We start from the raw sequence: 26,073 nt of genomic DNA, 5'->3' as shown, positions 1-26,073 counted from the left end.
ATGTATGAGCAAAAATCTACTTATTTCACAAAATTTTATCTTGTTGGCCGAGTATTCTGTCTAATTGAGCTCAAATTCTATCTAAATCTCTTCATCTTTCTTCTTCAGCATCTAGTTCAGCTGTCACTGCTTCATTCTCAGCTGACACTGCTTCAAGCTCAGCTGTCACTGCTTCATTCTCAATAGTAGCATATATTGACGCAACAACTAAGTAAATTTTATGTCAATTAATGGGTGCTTTTTCTATAACATATCAAATTGAGTCCTTTCAATTGAATCAATTAATTCTAAAATCATTGAGAGTATCCTCAAATCAAGGTAGTTCAAAAAATTCATCTGCTCAGTTAATAGTTGCCTCTTCTAAAATAGCTTGAATAAATTTTTCAGTAATTCTTCAATCTCTAACGAGATTTAACATCTCATCAGTCATATCACTACCTCACTGTCAATTTTCTCAATCTATTGCAAGAGCTACTTGATACTGATCCTCTTTTGAAAGTTGTTCAAATTGTGCAAGAAATTCTCAGTAAAATTCTATTCCAGCTTGTCGCATCCTAACTACATCTGAAATCGCAAAATTTATCTTGTCTTTTTCTTCTTGCGTCATTGATTCTGACTCTGCAATATCATCTTTAAATCCTTGAAGCGCACTACTCCCTGTCCATTCCTCTGATGCGATAGGTTTTGAGTCAACAACTAAGACAAGTGTTTCCTCAGACTGTGCCTGTGCCTTTTGAGGTGTGATACTTGAGAGCGCAAGTGCTGTTGCAAGCGTAGTCATCTTGATTGCTGAGGCAAATCGAGCTTGTTTCACTTTTTGTGCCAAAAGCTCTCCCGATTCAATTGCTTGAGTAGGAGTATTGTTATTTTCTAGTAATTTTCATGGAGTAGCTACCATTTTCGAAAATGCCATTATGGAATATATTTCCATTATAACTCTAAAATCTCCTTTCGTCAAAGGAACTTACAAAAAATCTTTTGTGCTTTTGGAATTATTGATTATATTTCACGTCTTTTGTCTTCACTGCGAGCTTAACTCTTGCTTTAAAATAGCAATTTTTACTTAAATTTTACTTAAAATATTTTCTCGTATTTTAGACACTTGAAATAATATTTTAGTCAATTATAGTGTAAGAAATATGTAAAAAAACAGAGAGATTTTAGAAATCTCTCTGTTTTTAGAGTCGGCTATACAAATTTATTGTACAAATATAAGTGAATTTCTATTTATTGTGTGCTTTTGAAGTGTCACGTCGGCTTGTGAGCTTAATCATTCAGGACCTCAAGCCATAAAAAAAGTATAGAATTTATATCTATACTTAGAGTAACATATATTTTAATATTGAGCAAAAATCTATTCACTTACTGTATTTGCTGCATCTTTTAATGCTTGCGTAGCTCTTCTTTGCAATTCTAATCTTTGTTTAAGAGTATTACCATATTCATCTACAGCTTCATTCTCAGCTCTAGCAGCTTCATTCTCAGCTCTAGCAGCTTCATTCTCAGCTCTAGCAGCTTCATTCTCGGCTGTAACAGCTTCTAATTCTGCTATAGCAGCTTCATTTTTTGACTGAACTAAATTTGTAGCAAAAACAAAATATAATTTTGATATCGTATTCGGAGCAAATTGGAGCATTTCTTCATATGAATCTCAACTTTCTGTCATTCAAGTAGTTCGAATATCCATCAGTACTTCGGCAAATGCAGGGACTTCTCACCAATCCGGGTCAGTATCAGCTCAATTAGATTCAGCTTCAATTTTCATTGAATCAATCATACCTAAAGGAACTCTTCATTCTCTAACGAGATTTAACATCTCATCAGTCATATCACTGCCTCACTGTCAATTTTCTCAATCTATTGCAAGAGCTACTTGATACTGATCCTCTTTTGGAAGTTGTTCAAATTGAGTCAAAAATTCCCCATAAAACTCTATTCCAGCTTGTCGAAACCGAAATACATCTGAAATCGCAAAATTCATTTTTTCATTAAGCTGCGTGTCTTCAAAAGTTCCATCAGACTTGTTAGTTGCGATGTCAGCTTCAGCGAGGAGCTGCGGAGAATCGGGAGTTTGAGCTTGTGAGTTTTGGGGAGTGAGGAGAGCGAGTCAGAGCAAAGCTGCTTTAGTTTGTGACGCGAGTGCTGTGAATACACTGGGAGTCTTAAGCTCATTATGTACAGAGTTTTTTGCTGTATTGTTGTCAGGTAATGATGGTTGAGATGAAAGCATATCTTTAGAATAACTTATAGAGTATAGAACTAGTATACCTCTTAAGTCCTGATTCGTCAAAAGCAAGATATACAAATTTATTGTACAAGTTCACAAGTTTTTAACAGAGTGTTGAAAAGTTGTGCGTAACTCTTATATCCTGTATCTCCAACCCTCGTCTTTGAGGTGCTTTTCTTGGATATGATAGTCAGGCATAATATTGGCAACTTCTTTCCAAAATCTGGGTCCATGATTCATTTGTCTGAGATGACAGAGCTCATGAATAATAACGTACTCTATGGCCTCTTTTGGAGCCATAATGAGTCGGTAAGTGAAGTTGATAGTCTTATTACTGGAGCAACTTCCCCAACGAGTCTTGGCTGAGGTTATTTTAATTGAATCAAAATCAAATTTATGCATATTTGCAAGTTCGGTGGTTCTAGTTTTGAGGTATTTTTTTGCTTCTGATTTATAAAATCGCTCGAGTTTTTGTGGGGATGATTCTCTGTCACGTCAAAAGTTATACATCATTTCTGGATCTATAACTTCCCCGAATAAATAATATTTTTTATCTTGTGATTGTTTTTGTATATTAGTGTAATGCTTTTCAATCCAGGCAGTATTTTTTTGTATAAAGGCATCGATTTGAGCAGGAAGCAAAAATTTTGGAGCTCGTACTTGTAAAACTCCATGAGTATCAAAACGCATAGAGAGAGATTTCCTCCACGATTTTGTGATTTGTATTTCTAAGTCTTGCATACGCAGCCCCTTGCTCTTATCAAGAGTAAGGATTCAGGAAAGAGTTATATAATATATTTTGGATCTATTTTTCCATCAACGACTTCAATTCCATCGTCTCGGAGTCTCTGAACCTTTCCGTGAATTCCGTTTTTTCCACTATAGCCTCAGAGTTTTCAAGAGTGAGAAATAACCTTGTAACAAGGATAAATATCTGGAAACTCATTGTGTTTCATCACCATTGCCACTTTGCGTGGATGCACTTTGAACTTGTCAGCCATAGTTTTATAGGTCATGACTTTTCACACTGGAATACGCTGCAATTCTTCGAGGATGTCTTGTTTGAGGTCTATCATGATGAGTTTAGATGTATATTATAATATTTCCATAAGTTCTACTACTGGAATCTCTGTTTCTCCCTTTTGGATATCATTCACGAGCATGATTTTGTCTCCTACTTTGAGACTTCCATTTTCTTTACAAATAGTAATCGCTGTTCCAATATTTTCAACAAATTGCTCATCCCAGTTTTCCAGTAAATAGGGTTGTACTCCAAATAGGACGTTCATATATGCAACAGATTGCAGGTGCATGGTAAATGCGTAAATAGGAAGATTTGGTCTAAAACTCGAAGCGAGTCGAGCGAGTTTTCCTGATTTTGTGAAGATAAAGAGTGCATCAACCTTGAGCTCTTCTCCAGCTGAGATAGCTGATTTTATGAGAGCTTTTTTTTCTATGTCTCGAGCTGTCAGTCCCTCGTTTGAAAAGTCTCTGTTTTCTAATATGAGGTTTTTTTCAGCTTCATGAATCGTTGCTGTCATAACCTTAACAGACTTGATTGGGTATTTCCCTGCAGCTGTTTCTCCAGAGAGCATTACACAGTCTGTATGCTGCATCACAGAGTTATATACATCTGAGACTTCAGCTCGTGTTGGAAATGGGTTATCTATCATCGATTCAAGTAAATGCGTCGCGATAATCGTGAATTTCCCTGCTGCGAGGGTCTCTTTGACCATATTTGACTGATAACTTGGGAGTTTCTCTATTGGGACTTCGATTCCCAGATCTCCTCGAGCGACCATAATCCCGTCACTTGCTGCAATAATCTCAGTGAGATTATCAATACCCTCTTGGTTTTCTATTTTTGAGATAATTTTAATGTGTTCTCCTCCAAGTTCTTTGAGGTATTCTCTGAGTTCTTGAACATTTTCTCTACTTCGCACGAAACTCATCGCGATAAAATCCATAGATTCTTCGACTGCAAACTTCACATCTGCTCTGTCTTTGTCTGTAATTCCTGGCATTTTGAGTCTGATTCCAGGGAGATTGACATGTCGTCGCGAACCAATTATGGCATCATTTTGAGCTTGTACACTGAGAAAATCATCTTTAATTTCTAGAACTTCTATTTGAAATAAACCACTATCTACATCAATAATTTGACCAACATAGGCATCTTCACCAAGATGAGGATAATCACAAAAGAGAGCTGTTCCATCTTCTTTGAAACTCTCTTGATTTGTATAAAACTTAAAAATATCTCATGATTTATATGTTTGTTTTGTACTCAGATCTCAGGTTCTGATTTCTGGTCCTTTTGTATCCAGAAGCATAGAGAGCGCTGTTCGTCCATTTCTATTATTCACTCGCATATCTTTGAGTACTTCTCGAACCACATCATATTGTGCGTGTGAAAAGTTGAATCTGATAACATTGACTCCAGCGTCATAGAGTCTGTGGAGGTCAGCTTCACCTTTAAGTGCTGGTCCGTGAGTTGCGATTATTTTAGTTTTTTTATTCATAGTAAGTTCGTTAATAATTATTTTTTTGCTGATACATAAAATAGATAAAATACTCCAAATAGTACGAGTCATAATGGGAGACTTATTACCCAATACCAAGAAATACTAAACAGAGAGCCCAATATTATTGCATCATTACAATTCTCGACTATTGAGCGGATTATTGGTGCACATCACTGAAAATATCCTATGATATTGGCAACAAAAAATGCAAAGAGTGGCGATACTGCGATAAAGAGTGAGAGTATCATACACATCTTATAAATATTTTCTCGTTTCATTATTTGTTTTATAAAATGTATATTATTTTTGTTTCTCAAATTCTATCGCAACACTCGGACTGTCTTTTGTAAGTCTTTTGATAGATAGGTCACTCGCTTTGTTATTTGCTAATCGTAGATTATTATCTGATTTCAGTAAGTTATCTTTTACTTTATTTAAATGATCAATGGTTTTATCTATTTCTTCAATAGCAGTAGAAAATTGTTTTGAAGCTAAGATATAGTTTTTTCAAAATGCTTCCTTGAATTCATTCATATTTGATTCAAAGTTTGAAACGTCAATATTCTGATTATTGAGTCTATGTATTTCACTTTGGAGTGATTGAGATTTTGTATTTGCTTGCCGAAGAAAACCAATAATGGTAATAAAATGTTGAGGTCTAATAGCATACATCAGTTTATAATCATGAACGGTTACGATATCATCATAATATTCGTTGTCTTTTTCAAGAAGACTTACGAGTACAGCATATTCACATTTTTTTTCATTTCTATCTTTGTCTAGTTTTTTGAAAAAATCACTATTTTTTTTCTTAGTTGCGGTCGTTTCGATTTCATTTTTCATTTCAAACATAATTGAGAGCAGTTCATTCCCCTGACTATCCACTTCTCTATATATATAATCACCCTTTGTTCCTATTTCTGATATTGTATTATCTTTTCCAAATTCTGCATTTGGAAATGCTATAGAGCGAATCCTATTAAATTCATTTTCACAATGAAGTTCGAGTGATTCTCAAATCATCTTTGTACTCATTTTTGTTTTCATCTCTTTATAGTGTACCAATGCTGTTTCACTCGCTTTTAACTGATCTTTGAGTCGTTCTTCAGATAAATCTTTATCATATTGAATCTTACTGAGTTGCTCTTCTCTTGCTTTGAGTTCTTTCTCATATTGTTCCTTTATTCTTTCTCTTTCTTTCAGTATTTTATTCTCTGCATCTCTTTCAGATTTTTCAGCTATATTTTTTAGTTCTCAGTGGAGCTCTGTGATTTTATTTTGTTGATTATTTAAAGCTTCTTTTGCTTTTTCAGCGAGTTCTTTTTCTTTTATGCTTAATTTTAAATCATTTTCACGTTGAATTGCTTCAAGTTCTCTTTTATTTTCACGCTCAATTGCTTCTGTTTTTTCTTTTAATTTAGCATTAAACTGATCCATTTTAATAGATTGAACGACATTTTTTATAGTCGTTGTATCTATATCAACATCATGGAGTGAACTTAAGTCGATAATATCTCACTGTGTAGCATCTTCCAGGAGTACTAATGTATTTTCGTCTTTGATAGATACCTTGATTTTTTTCATAAAAAAATTATTGAGTTGTAATGCACTTAATATAATAAAAAAAATGACTTTCTCCAGTTATTATTGAACGTATAAAAAAGAGTTCAAAATATTTTGAACTCTTTTTTAGTAAGTCTCCTTTAAAGTTTCGGGATTTTTATTTCACTTTTACTTTAAGAAAAGGTCCCTTGATAATATAGTACATCGCTGCAAAGTGATACGCAATGAGCGCGATAACGGCCCAGATATAGTTATACGGAAATGCGTCCATATAAAGACTGGCAAGAGCAAGTATAAAAAAGACTGGCATCATCCAAAATATTCCACTGAGTAAATGCATCATTGGAGTATTTTCAACTTTTTTATATCCTTTAAGTTTTACTGCAATTTTTTTATTACAGTTTGGGCATTTTTTTTCGGTATTAAATGAGTGAGAAAAATTAATCATTTTGTATACAGTCCAAAAATCATCGTGACAACATTTTTGTTTTTTCATAGAAGTATGAATAGAAAATAAATATTCTTCTTCATACTATCATATATTATGAAGCGAGTGTATATAATTGTGTTGCAAGTTGGTAGAAGTGTTTTCTAAATCACTATATCAACAATTTTAATCATAATCCCTCGCTTCCCGTTCCAGTTATCTTCAGAGAGATCAAATACGATATCAAATACTGTGGCTTTTTTGAGCTCTTCGTAGTATTCCCCTAATCAAAAAGCGAATATCTTGAATCCATATCTTGATTCAAACTTGAGATGATCACGGCCTTTTCAGAGAAACGATATTTTTTCAGGAACATATCACTCTATTATAAAAAGTGGTTTTTTATTCCCCATTCCAAATGGCTTAAATCGGTTCATAGAAGCAATGAGTTTGAAACCTATTTCATCTAAAGCAATTGATTTATCGACTGTGAGCTCTTTTTTATGTACAGAAAAGTCTCGTTTATTCATTTCGGCTATAATATTTTTTTGAAACTCGGGGAAATCTGTTTTTAAAATACTAAATCACGCAGCTTGTTTATGTCCTCCAAAAGTAATAAATGAGTCCTTGAATTGTTCGAGAATCTCTACCATAGAAAAATACTCAGGAGCGCGACAACTCGCAACGAGTTTCTCTCCCTCATCTATGAGCACTATTGATGGTTTATAAAATCGTTCTGTCAGTCTCCCCGCAACAATACCAATAATTCCATGAGAAATATCAGCAGAATGGTACATAATAATATTATGAGAACTATCTATTCGCTCAAGCGCTGACTCGACAAACTCAAGGGTTTTTTGTTTTCTAAGATTGTTTAGTTCCTCTATCTCCCGAAGCGTTGTCTCAAGTGAATCACTATTATTGAGTATGAGATTAACAGCTTTATAGGGAGTATCCATACGACCTGCAGCATTGAGTCGTGGGCCAATCAAAAAACCAAATATATCAGCATCGAGATCCTCATCTATTTTATCCTCTATAAGACGTCTCAGCCCCCGAGATCGTGAATTTTTTATTTGTTTGAGTCACTCAGCTACTATGATTCTATTTTCTCAAGTGAGTTGCATACAGTCAGCAACTGTTCAAACAGCAGCTATATCAATCGTTTCTTGGAGATATTGGAGATATTTCGCGTCATCAAAATACTCTCGACTCACAGCCATCATGAGTTTCAGTGCTACTCAGGCTCAGGCAAGTCATTTATAAGGATAGGGACAATCAGGTCTATTGGGATTTAAAAATGCAACCGCATCATCTGGCATAGCTTCTGGGACGTGATGATGATCAGTCACGATAATATCTATTCACAGTGATTTCGCGTAGGTCACAATATCTGCATCTCGCGACCCACAGTCAACCGTGATTATGAGAGTCACTCATAGTGGAGCAAGCTCATCAATAAACTTTTGCTTAAGACCGTATCAATCATGTACTCGATGAGGAAGTCTGTAACTCACGAGCATTCCAAGTGTTTTAAAAAGATGCATCAAAATAGAGGTCGAGGTCACTCAATCTACATCATAATCACCAAAAATAATCACTTTTTCATAATTTTCTTTTGCGAGTTTAATACGAGCAACGGCTCTCTCCATATCGCACATCAAATAGGGATCGTGCAGATCACTCATATTTTTCTCCAAAATACTCAGGTCATCAAATCTAAGGGAGAGAATATCATCAATACTGCTTTCTTTTGAATGTGTAGGAAGAATGATTCTATTTCAGAGGATACTGAGTTTTTCTTGCATAAAATTTTTATCTAGCTAGCTCTTTTATAATAATTAAAAAAGAGATGAAATAATTGTTGGCACTTATTATGAGGATAAAAAATATTTTTCAAAGCTTTAAAATAAACTTTACTTTTTACTATTATAAATATACTATGCAAGCATAAAAAGAGCAGCCATAGCTCAGTTGGAAGAGCGCAGCCCTGCGAAGGTTGAGGCCGCTGGTTCGAGCCCAGCTGGTTGCACCATTAAGTTTGTCTTGCATATGCACCCGTAGCTCAATTGGATAGAGTAGCGGTCTTCGAAGCCGTTGGTTACTGGTTCGACTCCAGTCGGGTGCACCATATCGAAATAATAAAAAAACTCTCACAGATAATCTGTGAGAGTTTTTTTATTATTTTATTTTAATCTACATTCGCACAACCTGTATAACTCGTCGATCCAGCAACGAAGGTACTAGAATAGGCATATAGCATATCACTCATACCGTCACTACAGGTTCAAAGTACTAAGTTTAAGGTCATACCAGAAGTTGTCATATTTACAGAAGTCCCAACATTAGTCATAACAACTCATGTGAAACTTGTAAGACTTATTGGTCCTGAATTGCTTGGTTCTCTGAGTACAAGAGTACTCCCTGAAGCGCTAAATCCCCAAAATGGTTCAGTCCCATTTCCATCAAAGATAGCAGTAGAGAGATCAAGCGTTGGGAGTGCTTCTTCCACTTCTGGAATCTCTTGATCTATAGTTTCTTCTTGAGTGATTACTTCTGACTCTTGATTTACTATTACATCCTCAGAAGTAATCATTGGGTCCTCCTGCTCACTTGTATTTTTATTACATCAAACGAGTAATAAACTTAGTATCAGTAAAATTCCTAATTGTTTCATACGAGTAAAATTAAAAATTAATACTATAAGTGTAAGAAAAATCTTTAGTTAGGCAACTTTTTGCTCGTGATACAGTATCTTTTCACTGGAATCTTGATTCATTTCCAAGCTATAATTTTTACTACTCAGTACAAAACTGTAATAACAAGTGGTAACACATCTCCAGCTATAAAGTAGATATGAAGAGCCGTAAAAAGGAGTGCTGGGTAGACGAGTTTGTGAAGTCGTTTCCAATTTTTTTTGAGAAGCTTCACAGAGTACACGTTTGAAGTGATTCATAACAGAAATACTATAATACCTGCAAGTATTCCCCAAACGAAGTACGATTTAAGACCTTGGGCCTGTATAAGGAAAAATATATCTTTATATCATATAGAAAGTACTGTTCAAATAAAATGTCCCAGAAAAAACCACAACATGAGCACTCAAAACTGTTTTCTGAGGATAAGTAATTTAGCAAAAAGTCGTATATCAGAAAATATGAGGGTGAGAGGTTTTATAAACAAAAGTCCAAGTAGAATATAAAATGCAACTGATCAGAGGCTTACAGCATTGTTATAATATATGCTGTCTCAGATAAAATATGGAACAAAAACGTAGAGTAAAGCTCAAGCAGGAATGATATAGTAGCATAGTGCATTTATGTATTTCATAGGAAGTGTAAATTTCCCATTAAAAACGATATCAATAATTTTATCTTTCATAGTGTATTTTCAAAATAGTATCAAAATTATAAAAAAAGATTTTTAAATAACAAAAAAAACACTCTGAAGTGAGTGTTTTTTTTAATTGATTCTTAATCTACATAGATATAACCTTGAATAGATCTGTCATTTATTGGAACCTTACGAGTCGTAACCTCTCATAGAGCTCTATAATTCATATCTGAAATTATAAGATTACCACCTTCTATACCAGTTACAATAGCAACGTGACCGTAATAAGGATTGTATCCTCGACCTCCTAATTGTACTATTGCTCATAGCTGAGCATTTGAACCTGTTGCGTGACCTTTCGCTCGAGCATTAGTAAGCCATTGATTTGCATTTCCTCCCCAGTTAACATTTTTATATTGAGCGACGTACCAAGTACAGTTCCCCCAGTAGAAAGTATGCTTTGGAGCTCTCCAAGTAAGTGTATATGAACCAGATGGAGCAACATAATTACTTTTTGCTGCAACTGGAGCTGAGTACGCTGCAGTTGGAGTAGCTTTCGCACCTGCAGATGATTTTGCTACTGCTTGAGCTGGAGCAACCACTGGTTTTGGGATAATCTTAATAGCACCAGGTACAATAATAGTATCTCAAGATTTGAGATCTCCTGCTGAAAGAAGCAGGTTTTGTCTCATTATATCCTCAGAATCAACATCATATTTATTTGCAATACCATTCAAAGTTTCTCATGATTTTACTTCATGAATAAGACCTGATACAGGTGGTACTTTGATAATATCTCCTGGATGGATTATATAATCATCAGCAAAGTTATTTGCCCAAAAAATTGAGTTTCGAGTAACATTAAACTTTTCAGCAATTGAACCGATACTTTCTCCTCACTTTACTTCATAAGAAATAATTTCTTTACTCGAAGAAACATCTCTATTTTCTTGATCGCTTCCAGCGTTTACATATAAGTATGAATCTTTTGATTGAATAAATACTGCTCCGTCTCAAACAGTCTCATTGTCTCAAAAGTAAGAACTTATAATCGTTGATTCATCTATTTCTCCTCTGTAGAAATCTGTTGGACTCCCGTTATTTACAAAACTTGCAAATGTAGGATATATAGGAAGCATAAATATTGCTATTGTAGAAACAAGTGCGATTCATGTCTTTCCAGTCTTTTTGCTTGTAGCATATAAATTATGTTGCAAGACTCTTGAGTGTCGCTCTATTCGAGCTCGTAAATTAATTTTTGGTGACAAAACGTAATTTTAGAAACTAAATTTCTGGTTATGCTCGTCGTATTTCTAGAATAATTTTCTTCGTCATTATTTCCGCTCAATGTAATCAAATCTCAGTATACTTGAAAAAACAAAAAATGCCTACATTTGTGCGTAGACAATGATTTTATTTAAGCTATAGACAGGATTTCTAGTTGAGTAACTTGAGGTCTAAACCCTTTGTTTCTCATATATCTTTTTTTAGATTTCATCTTAAAAACTCGTACTTTTTCTCCTTTTTTTTGTTCTAGAACTTTACATTCGATTTTAGAACCACCAATAAATGGAGCTCCTAATTTCATGTCTTTTCCATCTAGACCAGAAATCAGTAGTGCTTCTACTGTCATCTTTTTACCAACTTCAACATCTTGTTTTTTAACTTCGATGATATCACCTTTTTGTACGATGAATTGATTTCCTCCAACTTCTATAACTGCTAACATACTTAATATAATTATAAATAAATAATACTTCTAAGTAAAAACTTAAAAAACAAATCCCTAATTTACTTGTTCCTTATGTTTTTTTTATGCTGCAAGGCCATAAAAGTATATTTTTTCTGCTTGTTTCAATAATGGTTGGGATGGTAGGGGTCGAACCTACGCGTGGGGGAGTCAAAGTCCCCTGCCTTACCACTTGGCTACATCCCAATACAAAAAAGCGAGAGTATTATATAAAATAGAGAGAAAAGTCAAAATTATTTTGCTGTTTTTTCGCTTTTGTTTATCCTGTATCCCACACACTATACAATTAATTAAAATCACATGATGAATTTTTTACAGCTTCTCATGAAGCGACCCACTGACTTACAAATAAGATATGCTAAGATTATTCTTGGAATTGTCCTTATTGCTCTTTGAATCATAGCATTTTGAGTACAAAACCTATCACTGGAAAGCTCGTTTTTTGGAATCAATCTTGATCCAATGACTAAAAAAATACTCGCATATATAATAGTAGCACTATGAGTGTTCCCTCTTGTCATGGGTGGACTTGATATCAATATACTCTCTCGTGGTAGAACACGAATTCTCCAAGTAATTTTTTGAGTACTGCTTATGTTTGTTTCTGGGCTCTTTTTGGATACAGCAAGTCTTACGGTTGATATATTTTACTTCATTCTGGGTCTCATCGTAGCAATTGCTGGAATAACGGGAAAAGCTATTACAAAAAAATGACTGAAAACAGGACAAAAAATAACAAAAATACGAGTATAGTTCCGTACAAAATACTATTAAAATAATAATGTCCAAATATTGACATTATTATTTTTTTAATTATATATATAGTTATATTAATTTTTAGGTTTTATCTTTTTGAACTCACTTAGAATAACATGACTTTCAGATCAAACAGGGCTTGATAGAAAAATTCACAATGCTCTATGAGCTTGATGAGCTACTCGAGATATTATAAGTCGTATGAGCAAAGAGGCTCACGAAATACTAGGAGGAAATATAAGAGACAATGAGCTCCTTTTTTCAAGCTCTATTGCTTTAGTAAGTTCAAATTATGAACCACAAATACCTTGAGTAAATATTGTAGATATATTATTTTTCTATAAAAGATTTGGGAGATACTTATTTCAACATACATTTTTTAAAAGAGATAATGCACAAGGAATGGAAAATAAAATGCAGTCTATATGATGTATTAGAATTGATCATAAAGTCATTGCAGCTTCAATAGAAGAACTTAAAATTGAAACATTTAAACAATTAGAAAAAAGTTTCTGAGCTGTTTTTGCACTGATGAATCACGATGCTACAATGCATAGGTTTTGAGTTGCAATTCCGGCTGATACCACCTGAGCTAATAAACTCTTAAAAAATCAATTATGATTTGAAAGGGGAATTGCAAGAAATACATCTTGAGCAGAAATTCATAGCCCCCAAGAGATCGCTTCAGCAACATTTCATCGAGATATCTTTGATGAGATAGATGAACTTTGAGTACCATTAAAAGAATTTCTACTCTATCAAACATGCTTAATTCTTGAGATTATCTCAGAAATCCAAGATAGTGAAATCAAGAATTATTGGAATCAAGTACTCAAGTATCCCCTTATGTCTTTAATAAATCCTGAGTCAGAGGAGATACAGAGACTTAAAATACAGTACCCTTTAATGGATTTTAATTCTACACATTGGGCAGAGCTCATACATAAAAAAGAACTGGAAATAAATGCTATCTGAGAAAATGGAATGAGAGAATTTAGAGTTCCAGTGAGAGATCTCAGAAAAGTAATGATGCCCTATTATCATAATCAAACTCCCTGAGTAGAAAAAGGAATATGAAAACTATTGAAAGATAAGTCTAAACAATAAAAAACTCTCATAATGAGAGTTTTTTATTTATTTCGAATATATTCTACATATAGCTCTTCAACCTTTTCACGAGCCCATGGAGTTTTTTTGAGAAATGTCAGACTTGATTTTAAACTTGGATTATTTGCGAAGCAATTCATTTTGAGTCTGCTATCAAGTCACTCAAAACCATATTCTCACTCAAGTATTTCAAGAATATTTTTGAGTGAAGTTCCATGAAGAATTTCGTGATGAGTTTTCATAATAGAAACTTTTAAAATCATAAATTCCACAAAAATACTTCACTACAAAATTGAACACTACGAGGACTTGAATTATTTTCCATACAAAAATCTCTCCATACAATGCATTTCATTTTTTCTTTGTCAGTCACCTCTCACGATAAACATTCCAAAGGAATATTGATTTTCATTCAAGGGATTCATACATTTGCCAAAGCTCATCCAGCAAGATGTGTAGCTCATAATACCATTTCTGATGAATCAAGTGAGGGAGGAAGTGTGAGCAAAGAATGTTGTTGTGACTTCCAAAATGACAAGTTGGGTCTGTTTGTATGAAAATCTGAAAGCGAAAGAGCTAAAACTCATGCAATAGCACTAGCAAATACAATAGCAGTATTTCTTATAGTTTTTTCAATTTGAATAGTAAGCTCTATTTCTATACATTCTTCAGGTGATGTTCATACTTGCTCGAACATACTCCAAAAAATTTAAGATTCAGTTTCTCATTCTTCCACTACGACTCATTGTACGAGGTCTTTACTCGGTTCATAAAAATTGAGGCTATCTTTCCCTATTTTACCAATAATATAATCGATGAGGTCTTCTTTTTTTACTTCTTCTTGTGTTCAGGCCTCTATATTTCTTACTTGAAATACTCAACTTCTGGCTTCCATTACTGCCACAAGTACTACATATTTAGATCCTATTCTTTGAGCCTTGAGCATCTGCTCTTTCATTGATGGAGTTCCAAGTGATGTGAGTGTATTTATTCCTCTTTCTCTTGCTTGAAGTGATAATGGGAATACTACTCGTTTTGCCTCATCTCCAAGCTGAACAAAATAGAGATCAATGCTATCTTTATTTTTAATGGAAATAGCTCGTTTTTTTAGTTTTTCGATGATTCTCATCGCGTCTATAGAGAAACCAGCAGCTCCATAATCCTTTGGTGAACCTAAACTACGAGCAAGGAGGTCATATCGTCATCCAGACGCAAGTTCTACTCAATGTGAGTCCTCGATTTTCCATACTATATTTGTATAAAATCCTTCTTGAAAAAAGAGTGTATGGTCATGAATAAACGGAATATCTAAATCAGTGAGATATAAACTGAAGTCTTCAAAATGCTTCTTGTTATCCTTTTTGAGAAACTTCACAATTGATGGAGCGCTACTTGCCAGTATTTTATCATCTTCATCCTGAGAGAAAAAAGGAGCGAATACATTATTTTCATACGCTGCAGCTGTCTCTTCTGACATAACTTGTTTTTTGTTTTCAAAAAAATTAGCGAGTTCTAGAGAGTATTTTTCCATCTCTTTCGCATTTCCATATGAGTTAATTTTAAGTGTAATATCATCTCAAAGACCAATTTTACTGAGAGCTGTATACACCATATAAATATTTTGTGCATCGATAACTGGATCAGATTCTCAAATCACTTCTCATCCAATGGTATAATACTCTTTTCTGAGTCTATTTTGACGAAATGCACGTTCCATATAATAGTAATAAACGGGTTGAAGTCATTCAAATACTTCATTTTGCATATAGGCTCGCATAATCCCAACACTTGCAGATGGAAGAAGTGATACATCTATATCGTCTTTTGTATTAAAACTATAGAGTCCATATCTATTTTGGTTTTCTGGATATATTTTTCGAAGAAGACTTGTTTGTTCTAAGAGAGGAGTAGAAATACGTTTGAAACCGTTTTTTCTTAACTCGTGTCGAAACACTTTTTTCAAAAATGTTAGGTAGATATGATCCTCAGGAAATACATCTGAAGTACCTTGGAGTCTATTTTCGACGGTTGATTCCATATGTTGTGTGGTGGAAGTAAGTAATACAGTATAGTATAGCTAAAAAAAGAGCTTTTCAAAGTTGTTTTCAAATAATTTTCTTATACAATACTGCAAATATTTATAAGTATATTATATGCAAGAAATTAACAGAGCTCTGTTTCAGTATTTAAATAATTTTTCGAGCAATGAGATTATAGCTCTCATCAGTCCTATATTCGCAGATCTTCCCATATTTTTTATCCCAATATTTTTGGTTTGATACTGGATATATTTCAGCTACTTTGAAAAAAATCAAGAGAAAAAATGTAATCTTATATATATATTCTATTGATGTGTAATAGCTATAGTAATAGCAATCATCATACAATCATTTATACATCTTGAGAGACCAGAAACGGCAATAACGAATTCTGGAAGACTTTTATTATCACATATACCGGATGCGAGTTTCCCATCTGATCATGCCGGAGTCAGTGTAGCATTTCTAACTTGAATACTGCTTGCAGGGTTTAGAAGAGTATTTTGGATATACCTTCCATTTGTAATTTTGATGCTCTTGTCACGAGTAGTTGCAGGAGTGCATTGGCCATTTGATATAGTAGCATGAACCGTAGTATGAATTATTTCAGCATATATTGCACTCAGATACCTCCCAAAAATAAAATTTGTAAAAAATCTAAATTCTCTGATAATGAATCTATTATCTAAAATATATTTATAAAATGAGAAACAGCTCAACGACACGTATACTATTCGCTGGATGAGGAACTGGTTGACATATTACTCCTATCATAAGTTTATATAACTATATAAAAGAAGAAGATAAAAATATTAAGGCTCTTTGGCTTGGTGAGAGAGATTCACTTGAACAAGAAGCTGCCCTCAAAAATAATATCGAATTTCACGATGTCGCTGCTGGGAAAATAAGAAGGTATTTTGATGTGAGAAACTTTTATGAGCCACTCAAAAATCTTACAGGTTTTTTTCAGGCTCTTTATTTTATTCTAAAGTTTAAACCAACTCTCATATTTTCAAAAGGTTGATACGTATCTCTCCCGGTATGTCTTGCAGCATTTGTACTAAGAAAAAATATATATATACACGAATCAGATACTGTCATGGGTTCAGCAAATTCATTTGCATCACGATTTGCTACAAAAGTATTTTTTAGTTTTCCAAATAAGAAAATAGATGGAAAGAAATATATACACTCTTGACCTCTCGTAAATCCTGAGCTCCTTGATGGACTGAAAAATATGAAACCGGACGAAAATGAGCGACTCAGTGTACTGGTAATAGCAGGAAGTCAGGGGTCTCAAAAAATATTTACAAACCTTCTTGAGATACTTCCAGACTGTAAAGATATAGATTTTAATATTATTCTTGGAACTCAAAACTCAGACTTTAAGTCGAGATTTGATAATTATCTCAATGTAAAAACGCATGGCTACATTTCGCAGGCAGAGCTCGGAAAAGTTATGAAAAATAGTGATATTGCTATCACTCGATGAAGCTCTACCCTTTGGGAATTATACTATTTTGGGATTCACTCTATTATTATTCCCCTTAAAGCAACAGGATGAAATCATCAAACACATAACTGAGAGTATTTTAAAAAAGAGTTTGAATCTGATCTCTTAGACGAAGACAGTGACACACTGAATTTAGAAATATTTAGAAAACTTCAAAGCTACAAATCACTTCGAAAAGCAAAACTCAATCTTGAAGGATTCCTCGATGGACTCAAAAAGATAGAATCAGAAATTACATAGAAAAATATAAAAGAGCTTGTAATAAAGCTCTTTTTTTGCGTGTGAAATAATAGTATGATACTATTTGTAATATATTATTTTTATTACTAAAGTATGACACATAAAATAGAGGCATTTTTGGATAATCTCCAAGCTCAAAGTACACTTGGAAAACTACTGCTCCCATTGCTCGTATTATTTGGAATAATCATTTCTGTAGTATTCTTTTCCGGAAGTGTTGTTTCTCTCACGGTTATTATAGGTGCGACACTTGCATTCTATATGGCTCTCAATATATGAGCCAATGACGTTGCGAATAATATGTGACCAGCTGTAGGATCAAAAGCTATTACTATTTGAGGAGCTATTATTCTTGCTTGAATATTTGAAGCTGCCTGAGCCATTATTGCAGGTGGAGATGTAGTACAAACTATCAAAGGCTGAATTATTGATTCTACAGCAATAGTAGATGTAAAAGTATATATAGGTATTATGCTCGCTACCCTTCTTTGATCGGCGCTTTGGATCAATATAGCAACCTATACTAAAAAACCAGTTTCAGCAACACACTCTGTTATAGGGTGACTTGTAGGTGCATGAATCGTAGCTCTAGGGGTTGATGTGATTCACTGGGAAAAAATAGTTGAAATACTTGCAAGTTGGGTAATATCACCGGTTCTAGGGTGAGGAGTTGCTGCCTTACTACTGTGGAGTATAGATAAAACTATTATGAAAAAAGAGTCTCGACATGACGCAGCTCAAACTTGGGTCCCTGTTTATATTGCTCTTATGACTGGGAGTTTCACTGCATACCTACTCTTAAAAGGTCTTAAACAAATTATACATCTCTCTGAACTTCACGCATTTGCTATGGGACTAGGAGCTGCACTTCTGAGTTATATTGTAGTGAGAAATCTATTGGTTAAATTTTCTGGTGTCTTTAAAAATTCAAAAAAATCAATTAATCATCTTTTTAACCTCCCACTTGTATTTTCAGCAGCACTTCTCTCATTTGCTCATTGAGCGAATGATGTAGCAAATGCTATTGGACCATTTGCTGCTATATACGACGCAGTAAGTTCTGGAACCATCGAAGCAAGTGCTGGAATCCCATTATGGATCATGATAATCTGAGCACTTTGACTCGCAATTGGACTTTGAATCTATGGTTCACAGCTTATTAGAACCGTTGGGAATGAAATAACAAAACTCAATCAAATTCGAGCGTTTTGTGTAGCACTCTCAGCAGCAGTTACCGTTATCGTTGCGAGTCTTCTGGGGCTTCCAGTAAGTTCAACTCATATAGCAATTGGTTGAATACTATGAATCTGATTTTTCAGAGAATGGCAAAAACGAGAATCTAAGAATGCTAAAATATATGTTGATAAATCTATACTCAAACAAATTCTTCTCGCTTGGATTATAACGCTTCCTGCTTCAGCTTTAATTGCAGGTTTAAGTTATACAACTATCATATATTTTCTATAAATAATCTTTATGATTAAAAGACTTTCTCATTTTAGAAAGTCTTTTTTTTTATGCATTAATATCATAATACTAAAAATTATTTTTAGATAACAAAAAAAATAAATTCGTCAAGATGTTCTCTTACTTAAATCTTACAATTAACTACACATTTAAAATTTTCTGTGCTACTATTTATATATAGCTAGAAGTACTTCAAAATAAAGTTGCTTCTACTGTGACATTATTTTTTAAAACAAAAATACAAATATGGGATCTGCACTACTCTCTAGACTCTCTGGTTTCTCTGCAATTAATTTAACAGAACTCAATGCTACAGCAAGTTATCTCAAACGAATAGATAGAAAATTTCTACTTACTGAAAAAGAGTTTCTCAATATTCTGGAAGACCTTTCAGAAGATTTCCGATCACTAGAAATTGATGGAAAAAGAGTTTTCCTCTATGATAACGTATATATGGATACAGCTGATTATCTCTTCTACCACCAACACCAAGATAAAGTCCCTTCTCGAACAAAAATTCGAACGAGACACTATACTGACGCTGGAGATCTCGCATTTTTTGAATACAAACAAAAGGAAAATGGTATCACTAAAAAGTTTCGATACCAATTCCCTGCTGATGAACATGGGACTATGACTAAAGGAAAAAAGAGATTTTTTGAAGGAGTGTTCCAAAGCCTCTATAGTGAAAAAGCTCCAGATATCTCTCCCGCTATGCAAACGAAATACAATAGACTCACACTCGTGAGTAAGTCAGGAGAAGAGAGACTCACTATTGATTTCAACATCTCAGTAAAAGATCTTCGAAACGTAAAAGCCAAGGATATTAAACTAAAAATTTAGTAATCATCGAAAGTAAATCACTCTCTGATAACTGTAAAAGTTTAGGAATCATCGAAGGTCACGGAATAAAACGGGCAAGTTCATGTTCTAAATATTCTCTTTGAGTTGTATACTCAGGTCTCGTTGAAAAATGGTCTCATTTCCAAACAACTATCAACAAAATACAAGAAATTAGAATGGAAGTTGTAAAAAAGAAACGTCAAAAATCTATGACAAATGTAGAAGAAACCGTAAATTCTCAATTCAAGAAAACTTCACTTGAACAAGTAAAACAAACAGCATAATAATCAAAAAACTCTCAAATCATATTGAGAGTTTTTTGATTTATAAAATTAATTAGGACAAAAAAATACTCTCAAGAATAAGAGTATTTTTTTAATCTATATTTAAATATGGTATCCCATAATGTTTAAAAATCTTACGTGAACCCCCGAGCATTTGTTCATAATCTTGGAGATCTAATTTTTCTACCCAGCCTTGAATCGTAACACCGTCTGGTCATTCTATTTCAAGTAACTCTGGAATCCCTTCATACATATCAAAATCAAACTCCATATTTTCAAGTGTGTAAGAAACTCTATGTTTCTTCTTTTCTCTTGTTTTTTCCATACCATATTTCTCAAGAACTTTTGCAAAGCTCTCAATATTAGATATTTGAGTTTCGTGTTCATCTTTTGCTACCACTCACTCTTTTTTCTTTATTTCTTTTCGTTTATTTTTGATAGTATAGATGTGTTCTTCTCACTTTTGTCTCAGACGAAACATTCTCCCATTTGCGTCCATTTTATTCTTTGGAGCATCATCTGGAAAATCATAATAGATATCATGAATAAATCATTCAAAGGATTTTTTTGCTCACATTGCCTCTAGTTTCGATACTATTTCTTCTTTGTTTATTTCGAGTATTTTTATTTCTTTTTCTAACATGTATTTTTGTAATAATTATATGTTTGAATTATAGCATAGTTTTATAAAAAAATAAAACCCAAAAGTGGGTTTTATTTTTTTATGCTCTGAGTCTAATTGCAGGAGAAGCATTAATATTTCAAACATTTCCATCATTCCACTCAACACTTCAATTTCCATCTACATTATAATATCTCTTATATTGATCATCTAATCAATAATGATCAAACAATCATCTTGAACCATCTGTGAGTAATTGTTTCTTCTGAAGTTTCAGTTTCTTTATAATATATTTTATTGCATTATTATCATCACACTCAATTTCTAAAAATTCTGGTATTCCATTTTCATAATTATCAATATCTAATTTTGCGTGTACGAGCTTCTTTCTATACATAAAAGAAATACTATAAGATTTTCTTTTTTTAGATTTCTCTCGAGATTTCTTTAATCATACATTTCAAAGGAATTCTCAAAAAATTATTGAGTCATTGACTTCAAATTCTTTTTCAAAACATTTTCTAGATTCAATTTCTCATTTTTTTGTCTTAGTTTGAGATTCATCAATTTTTCTTTTAATAGTATAGAAGGTCTCATGTTCTCAAGAGATACTAGTTTTAGTTCGAATTCTTAGACTTCTTTTAGATCATTTTCATAATTTTTGTCTATCAAGTCTGAGGTTTTCATCATCATAATATTCATCCAAAATACTCACCTCTTCATGTTCTTCAATAGATACATTATCATCTCATTCTTGCCATGAAAAAAGTGACTCAGAAACATGAGCTGCTGAAGTATCTAAAACTTTAATTTCGTTTTCTTCTTCATAGGTATTAATTTGATTTTCACTAAAATCTAAGAGTCAAAAAGATTTTGCAACCATAAAAAATGAGGTCAGTGCTTTGTCTTGAAGAATATTAAAAATATCTTCACCATGAGCTGTAGGAACATCTTTATAATTATGATTTTGTGGAATAAATCATGAATGTTGTAGTTTTTCTAATACCCAATTAATATAGAGCCTATAACTCAAACTTGGTTTAATGGTTCCTCTAAAATATTTTCATACTATCTTCCCTTTGAGGACTTTTTCAATTTCTTCTACCACTTTTTTTATTTCTCCACCAATACTTGTAATAGTAGCTATACTCTCTTTTCAAGAGTGTTCTTGTAAATATTGAGATATGATAAGATTTACATCTGCAACAACATCCTCAGATAAAATACGGATTATTCATTGAGCTCATTCTCGAGAAAGAATATCTTTAATTATAGTAGACTCGTCAGAATCTTGTCCTTGAAATAATCAGAAAGGGCCAGTATCTAATGCCATAATAAGTGTATTGAACATAATATATATTATACAATATACTAAAAAATATATTTAAGGCAAAGCAATGTTTAAAAAACAAGCTTATATTTGCTTTAAAAAATATATATTTATGATGCTATATATTATAATCAATAAAAGAAATGACTGACCTATACTGTGACATTATAGATAATTACTGAGATATGGCTTTTGCTATCAAGGTAATCAATACCTACACCTTTGAAAAAAAAGAACAGAGTTTTCGATTCTTTTCCAATAACAGAGATCTCTATGATGTATTTTCAAAAAATCTTTTAGAAAGTGCTCAAGTAACATATTATAATCTGAGTGAGGTACAATCCTATACTCCAAGCTCAAAGATACTCAATTTGTTTGAGATAGAGATACATTACTCATTTTTAGAGTCTTTTGAGTTCCCTATTCATCTGACTGATTTTACATATTTCTCTCTTGAAGCGAAAGACTGAATCTATAAACCATGAATAATAGAGTATCACGATAAAATATCAACGCACAGTAATTTGACCGTGAAACATTTTAGTGTTTCACTTCTAAATTTTACCTGAGGGGCATTTTCAGAAAAAATTTACCAAACAAAAATATTAGAAAAAGAATATTTTTTAGAAAAATATCATCTGAATACAAATAAAAAATGGATCTCAGTTTTCTGTTATCCTGAAACTCAAAGTGAACTTGAAAAAACATGATTTTTTGAATCATTTTGAGACGATTATATATTTTTAAGCTTTTGAAAACAAGTACTTTCATATAAAAATAGTATGACTCTGCCCTTTCTTTCAATGCAAGAATACGCATCTCTCCTGCATTATTGTGAATGAAATATAGTACGGTGAGAAAATAGTATGATTAACGCTATGGAATCTTGAAAACCATTTTACTGGGATATTTATAAAGAGAATAATGGTGCACATAGAGAAAAAATACACGATTTTTGTGAATATTTAAAATTGAATTGATACTGAGATGAATATGTTAGAGCTCAAAAATTATGAAATTTAGAGTATAAATATGGTGTAGTACATAAAATATTTACACAAAAAAAAGAGAGTTAAACTCTCATTTTTATTTTGCACGTTCTGAATATTCACCAGATTCTGTATTGACCATAATATCTTCTCCTTGTTCAACAAATCCTGGGATTTTTATATTAAGTCCAGTGTTAGTAACTGCGTCTTTCATAACTTTTCAGTCTGCCGTATTTCACTTCACTCCAGGATCACAGGTTTCAATAGTGAGTCTTACTGATGTAGGAAGGGAAATTCAGATGAATTTTCCTTCGTATTGTTGTACATCAACAATCATACCTTCTGTGAGATAATATTTATTATCTCAGATATTATCTTCTCAAAGCTCTATTTGTTCAAAAGTTTCGTTATTCATGAAGAAATATTCTCCAGCTGATTCATAGAGATACTCAAATTTTGCCCTATCGAGTGTCACATCATCCATTTTTACTTCTCAATCAAATTGTCTATCCACACTATTTCCTTGTATAAGGTTTTTAAGTCTCAGATTAATGGTTGTTGCTCCTCGTCCACCTCTTCTATATTCAAATTTAACGACAAGATATAACTCGTTATCTATCCTCAGAACTGTTCCCAATCGTGATTGAAATGCTGTTTTCATACTTTAAAATAATTTATAATACCCAAATAGTATCGAAAATCGTTAAAAAGCAAGTTTTGAAAAAAATCTCAGAAATATTTCTGAGATTTTTTTGAGTTTTATTTTTCCATCCTCTTCAGTCCAATTCTCCCCTTTGCAAGATCAACTTGAATAATTTCAAAATCAACCATTTCATCTACCTTAACTATATCTTCGATTTTTTCTACTTTTTCTTTTGAGAGTTTTGAAATATGTATCATTCCTGATTGTTTCCCTCTAAATTCTACAATGGCTCCAACTCCATCAATTATTTTAACGATTTTCCCAGAACTAATAAATCAAACTTCTGGAACCCAAAGGAGTTCAGTAATAACTGCAATGGCAGCTTTTCAAGAGTCTTGTGTTTTTGCTGTAATCGTCGTGAGTCCATCCTCAGCAATTGAGATAATGACATCGTGCGTCGCTTGGATTTTTTGAATGGTTTCTCATCCTTTTCCAATAACTGTTCTAATTTGAGATTCAGCTATTTGCATACTCATAATAAGTGGAGCGTATGGAGAGAGTTCTGGAGCAACTTCTGCTTGTGTCTTCAGCATTTCACCCAGAATATACATCGTAGCAGATTCACCTTGAATAAAAGCCTCTTCAAAGACCTTCATTTGCAGTCATTTAATCTTGACGTCCATTTGCATAGCCGTAATCCCTACAGATGTTCGTGCTACTTTGAAATCCATATCTCATAAGAAATCTTCTTGCGCTTGGATATCTGAAAGTATTTTATATTCTCCGCTCTCTTCATCATATATCATCCCCATAGCAACTGCTGAAACTGGTCTTTTAATTGGGACTCACGCGTTCATAAGACTCATCGTAGAGCCACACACAGATGCCATAGAACTTGATCCATTACAGGTCGTAACTTCTGATACTGTTCGTATCATATATGGGAACTCAGCTTCACTTGGGAGAACTGGTTCAAGTGCTCTTTCAGCAAGTCGTCCGTGTCCGATTTCTCTTCGACCAGTTCCTCGCATCATTCTGACTTCTCATACTGAATATGGAGGAAAGTTATAATGATGTATATATCTCTTTGTAGATTCATCAAACATCCCATCAACGAGCATATTATCCTCAGGTCCACCTAGAGTACAGATATTAAGGACTTGTGTCATTCCTCTTTGAAATAATGCTGAACCATGGGTTCTTGGAAGGAGTCATACTTCTGATTTTATTTTTCTCACTTCATCTGTTTTTCGACCATCAAGGCGAGTTCCCGTACTAAGAATATTTTTTCTCATGACTTCTTTTACTCTTTTATAGACCATTGCACCAACTCCTGAAGTGTCATCGTCTTCACTTAAATACTTTTTTTCTAGAAGATAATCACGTGTTTCAACATCAAAAGTATCAAGTACTGCTTGAAATTCTTTTTTTCCAACATTGTAGAGAGATTGCATTTTTTCTTCTGTCAAAAAATCTCTCACAGTATCATATAAACTCGTATCCGGAAGATTAAAACTTGGTTCAATCAAGTGAATTACTCCATACTGTGCTTCATAAAATTGTTTGAAATCAAGTTGTGCTGCACACAAGTCTTTTACAATGCTATGAGCATGAGATAAAGCATCCAACATTTGTTTATTTGAGACTTCACTTGCTCAAGCTTCTACCATAGTAATAGCATCAGATGTCCCAGCAATGACAAGATGAAGTTTTGCATTTTTTTCTTGTTCAAAATTTGGTTCAAATGTGTAGCTATCATCTTGATTTAAAACTATTTTCACTCCTGAAACAGGTCATTCAAATGGAGCTCCTGCAACCATAAGTGCAAGTGATGCTGAAGTTATTCCCCAGCTTCCCATTTCACAGTTATTATCACTTGAAAGAGTTGTTGCGATAATTTGAGTATCGTTAATTATCCCTTTTGGGAACATGGGTCTGATAGGTCTATCAATCATTCTAGAAGTAAGCGTTGCAGCGTCACTTGGACGAGCTTCACGTTTCATAAATCTATTTCCTCCTATCTTTCCAGCTGCATAATATTTTTCTTGATAATCAACAACCAGTGGAAAAAAGTCAGCTTTTAGATTGAGTCCAACTTCCTTTATGCCTGCAGTCGTGAAGAGCATATTTCCTCCCTCATCACTCATAGTAATCGCACCATTTGCGAGAAGTCCTAATTTTCCTGTTTCAAAACTGAGTTTTTTTCCAGCAATAGTATACTCTTTTTTGAGAGGTTGCATGGTAATAGCCGTGCTATCTGAAAGTCCGTACATACACAATAATTTAAAAAATATAGCACTTGAAATATATCATAAAACTTATGCAAAACTCTTAAAGATATAAGAATTTCAAATAAGCCTTTTATATATATTCAAGCTTAAAAAGAGTATAAGCATAAGAAGCAAAAAGTAAAAA

The 26,073-nt window shown here is 33.3% G+C and carries 28 protein-coding genes and 3 tRNA genes; 9 read left to right on the top strand and 22 right to left on the bottom strand.

What is annotated here, in order from left to right; all coding sequences use genetic code 25:
• Positions 1-16: 16 nt before the first annotated feature.
• The 9 genes from GW846_06030 to recJ all read right to left on the bottom strand — a co-directional run bounded on the left by GW846_06030 (position 17) and on the right by recJ (position 8,550).
• Positions 17-913: a hypothetical protein gene (locus GW846_06030; GenBank protein ID NDK10303.1), complete on the bottom strand. Its 897-nt coding sequence runs from the start codon at positions 911-913 to the stop codon at positions 17-19.
• A 441-nt stretch (positions 914-1,354) separates the two neighbouring features.
• Complete coding sequence (locus GW846_06025) at positions 1,355-2,230, bottom strand: hypothetical protein (protein ID NDK10302.1); 876 nt, start codon at positions 2,228-2,230, stop codon at positions 1,355-1,357.
• A gap of 132 nt (positions 2,231-2,362) precedes the next feature.
• Positions 2,363-2,968 (bottom strand): M48 family metallopeptidase, encoded by a 606-nt coding sequence (locus GW846_06020; protein NDK10301.1) that lies wholly within the window; start codon positions 2,966-2,968, stop codon positions 2,363-2,365.
• Positions 2,969-3,012: 44 nt separating this feature from the next.
• Positions 3,013-3,303: an MGMT family protein gene (locus GW846_06015; protein ID NDK10300.1), complete on the bottom strand. Its 291-nt coding sequence runs from the start codon at positions 3,301-3,303 to the stop codon at positions 3,013-3,015.
• An 18-nt stretch (positions 3,304-3,321) separates the two neighbouring features.
• Positions 3,322-4,749 carry a pyruvate kinase gene (gene pyk / locus GW846_06010; protein ID NDK10299.1) on the bottom strand — a complete coding sequence of 476 codons (1,428 nt, stop codon included), beginning with the start codon at positions 4,747-4,749 and terminating at the stop codon, positions 3,322-3,324.
• Positions 4,750-4,766: 17 nt separating this feature from the next.
• Entirely contained in the window at positions 4,767-5,030 is a 264-nt protein-coding gene (locus GW846_06005) for a hypothetical protein (GenBank protein ID NDK10298.1), read from the bottom strand.
• Positions 5,031-5,052: 22 nt separating this feature from the next.
• The gene (locus GW846_06000) at positions 5,053-6,336 is read right to left on the bottom strand and encodes a DUF2130 domain-containing protein (protein NDK10297.1); all 1,284 of its coding nucleotides are present in this window, start codon (positions 6,334-6,336) and stop codon (positions 5,053-5,055) included.
• A 136-nt stretch (positions 6,337-6,472) separates the two neighbouring features.
• Positions 6,473-6,811, bottom strand: coding sequence for a hypothetical protein (locus GW846_05995; protein NDK10296.1), 339 nt, complete (start codon positions 6,809-6,811; stop codon positions 6,473-6,475).
• A 95-nt stretch (positions 6,812-6,906) separates the two neighbouring features.
• Positions 6,907-8,550: a single-stranded-DNA-specific exonuclease RecJ gene (gene recJ, locus GW846_05990; GenBank protein ID NDK10295.1), complete on the bottom strand. Its 1,644-nt coding sequence runs from the start codon at positions 8,548-8,550 to the stop codon at positions 6,907-6,909.
• A gap of 151 nt (positions 8,551-8,701) precedes the next feature.
• Here recJ and GW846_05985 point away from each other — a divergent pair.
• Positions 8,702-8,777: transfer RNA gene (locus tag GW846_05985), tRNA-Arg, on the top strand.
• A gap of 19 nt (positions 8,778-8,796) precedes the next feature.
• Positions 8,797-8,873 (top strand) — tRNA-Arg (locus GW846_05980).
• Positions 8,874-8,933: 60 nt separating this feature from the next.
• Here GW846_05980 and GW846_05975 read toward each other — a convergent pair.
• The 5 genes from GW846_05975 to GW846_05955 all read right to left on the bottom strand — a co-directional run bounded on the left by GW846_05975 (position 8,934) and on the right by GW846_05955 (position 12,011).
• Positions 8,934-9,419, bottom strand: a complete 486-nt coding sequence (locus GW846_05975; protein ID NDK10294.1) for a hypothetical protein — start codon at positions 9,417-9,419, stop codon at positions 8,934-8,936.
• Between the two features lie 44 nt (positions 9,420-9,463).
• The gene (locus tag GW846_05970) at positions 9,464-10,123 is read right to left on the bottom strand and encodes a hypothetical protein (GenBank protein NDK10293.1); all 660 of its coding nucleotides are present in this window, start codon (positions 10,121-10,123) and stop codon (positions 9,464-9,466) included.
• Positions 10,124-10,215: 92 nt separating this feature from the next.
• Entirely contained in the window at positions 10,216-11,343 is a 1,128-nt protein-coding gene (locus tag GW846_05965) for a LysM peptidoglycan-binding domain-containing protein (GenBank protein ID NDK10292.1), read from the bottom strand.
• Between the two features lie 149 nt (positions 11,344-11,492).
• A complete protein-coding gene (gene rplU / locus GW846_05960; GenBank protein NDK10291.1) occupies positions 11,493-11,804 on the bottom strand; it encodes a 50S ribosomal protein L21 in 312 nt (103 codons plus the stop codon).
• Between the two features lie 132 nt (positions 11,805-11,936).
• Positions 11,937-12,011, bottom strand: a tRNA-Gln gene (locus GW846_05955).
• 114 nt (positions 12,012-12,125) lie between these two features.
• Here GW846_05955 and GW846_05950 point away from each other — a divergent pair.
• A complete protein-coding gene (locus GW846_05950; GenBank protein NDK10290.1) occupies positions 12,126-12,578 on the top strand; it encodes a hypothetical protein in 453 nt (150 codons plus the stop codon).
• 99 nt (positions 12,579-12,677) lie between these two features.
• Positions 12,678-13,688, top strand: coding sequence for a hypothetical protein (locus tag GW846_05945; GenBank protein ID NDK10289.1), 1,011 nt, complete (start codon positions 12,678-12,680; stop codon positions 13,686-13,688).
• Positions 13,689-13,711: 23 nt separating this feature from the next.
• Here GW846_05945 and GW846_05940 read toward each other — a convergent pair whose 3' ends face one another.
• From GW846_05940 to GW846_05930, 3 genes are read right to left on the bottom strand one after another with little or no spacing between them, the layout of a single operon-like run.
• A complete protein-coding gene (locus GW846_05940; protein ID NDK10288.1) occupies positions 13,712-13,951 on the bottom strand; it encodes a DUF2132 domain-containing protein in 240 nt (79 codons plus the stop codon).
• Complete coding sequence (locus GW846_05935) at positions 13,942-14,385, bottom strand: hypothetical protein (GenBank protein ID NDK10287.1); 444 nt, start codon at positions 14,383-14,385, stop codon at positions 13,942-13,944. The genes GW846_05940 and GW846_05935 overlap by 10 nt, the downstream gene beginning before the upstream one ends.
• Positions 14,386-14,397: 12 nt before the next feature.
• Positions 14,398-15,726: a hypothetical protein gene (locus tag GW846_05930; protein NDK10286.1), complete on the bottom strand. Its 1,329-nt coding sequence runs from the start codon at positions 15,724-15,726 to the stop codon at positions 14,398-14,400.
• A 115-nt stretch (positions 15,727-15,841) separates the two neighbouring features.
• On the opposite strand from GW846_05930, the gene GW846_05925 reads away from it, so the two are divergent.
• The 4 genes from GW846_05925 (at position 15,842) to GW846_05910 (ending at position 19,790) form a co-directional block, all read left to right on the top strand.
• Entirely contained in the window at positions 15,842-16,429 is a 588-nt protein-coding gene (locus GW846_05925; GenBank protein ID NDK10285.1) for a phosphatase PAP2 family protein, read from the top strand.
• 1 nt (position 16,430) lies between these two features.
• Entirely contained in the window at positions 16,431-17,480 is a 1,050-nt protein-coding gene (locus tag GW846_05920; GenBank protein NDK10284.1) for a UDP-N-acetylglucosamine--N-acetylmuramyl-(pentapeptide) pyrophosphoryl-undecaprenol N-acetylglucosamine transferase, read from the top strand.
• Between the two features lie 93 nt (positions 17,481-17,573).
• Positions 17,574-18,947 (top strand): inorganic phosphate transporter, encoded by a 1,374-nt coding sequence (locus GW846_05915; protein NDK10283.1) that lies wholly within the window; start codon positions 17,574-17,576, stop codon positions 18,945-18,947.
• 246 nt (positions 18,948-19,193) lie between these two features.
• Positions 19,194-19,790: a polyphosphate polymerase domain-containing protein gene (locus tag GW846_05910; protein NDK10282.1), complete on the top strand. Its 597-nt coding sequence runs from the start codon at positions 19,194-19,196 to the stop codon at positions 19,788-19,790.
• Here GW846_05910 and GW846_05905 read toward each other — a convergent pair.
• The 3 genes from GW846_05905 to GW846_05895 form a co-directional block, all read right to left on the bottom strand.
• Positions 19,774-19,950: a hypothetical protein gene (locus GW846_05905; GenBank protein NDK10281.1), complete on the bottom strand. Its 177-nt coding sequence runs from the start codon at positions 19,948-19,950 to the stop codon at positions 19,774-19,776. The genes GW846_05910 and GW846_05905 overlap by 17 nt on opposite strands.
• 215 nt (positions 19,951-20,165) lie before the next feature.
• A complete protein-coding gene (locus tag GW846_05900) occupies positions 20,166-20,717 on the bottom strand; it encodes a CYTH domain-containing protein (protein ID NDK10280.1) in 552 nt (183 codons plus the stop codon).
• 79 nt (positions 20,718-20,796) lie between these two features.
• Entirely contained in the window at positions 20,797-22,047 is a 1,251-nt protein-coding gene (locus GW846_05895; protein ID NDK10279.1) for a CYTH domain-containing protein, read from the bottom strand.
• 122 nt (positions 22,048-22,169) lie between these two features.
• Here GW846_05895 and earP point away from each other — a divergent pair, with 122 nt between their 5' ends.
• Complete coding sequence (earP, locus tag GW846_05890; GenBank protein ID NDK10278.1) at positions 22,170-23,102, top strand: elongation factor P maturation arginine rhamnosyltransferase EarP; 933 nt, start codon at positions 22,170-22,172, stop codon at positions 23,100-23,102.
• A 10-nt stretch (positions 23,103-23,112) separates the two neighbouring features.
• On the opposite strand, the gene efp is transcribed toward earP, so the two are convergent.
• A complete protein-coding gene (gene efp / locus GW846_05885) occupies positions 23,113-23,676 on the bottom strand; it encodes an elongation factor P (protein ID NDK10277.1) in 564 nt (187 codons plus the stop codon).
• A gap of 98 nt (positions 23,677-23,774) precedes the next feature.
• Positions 23,775-25,931 carry a polyribonucleotide nucleotidyltransferase gene (gene pnp / locus GW846_05880; GenBank protein NDK10276.1) on the bottom strand — a complete coding sequence of 719 codons (2,157 nt, stop codon included), beginning with the start codon at positions 25,929-25,931 and terminating at the stop codon, positions 23,775-23,777.
• Positions 25,932-26,073: the final 142 nt, after the last annotated feature.

This window comes from Candidatus Gracilibacteria bacterium (assembly GCA_010119145.1).
Classification (GTDB): Bacteria; Patescibacteriota; Gracilibacteria; order BD1-5; family UBA6164; genus JAACSU01.
Note: the sequence above shows the minus strand (reverse complement) of the source record. Positions and strands in the feature narration are given on the sequence as shown.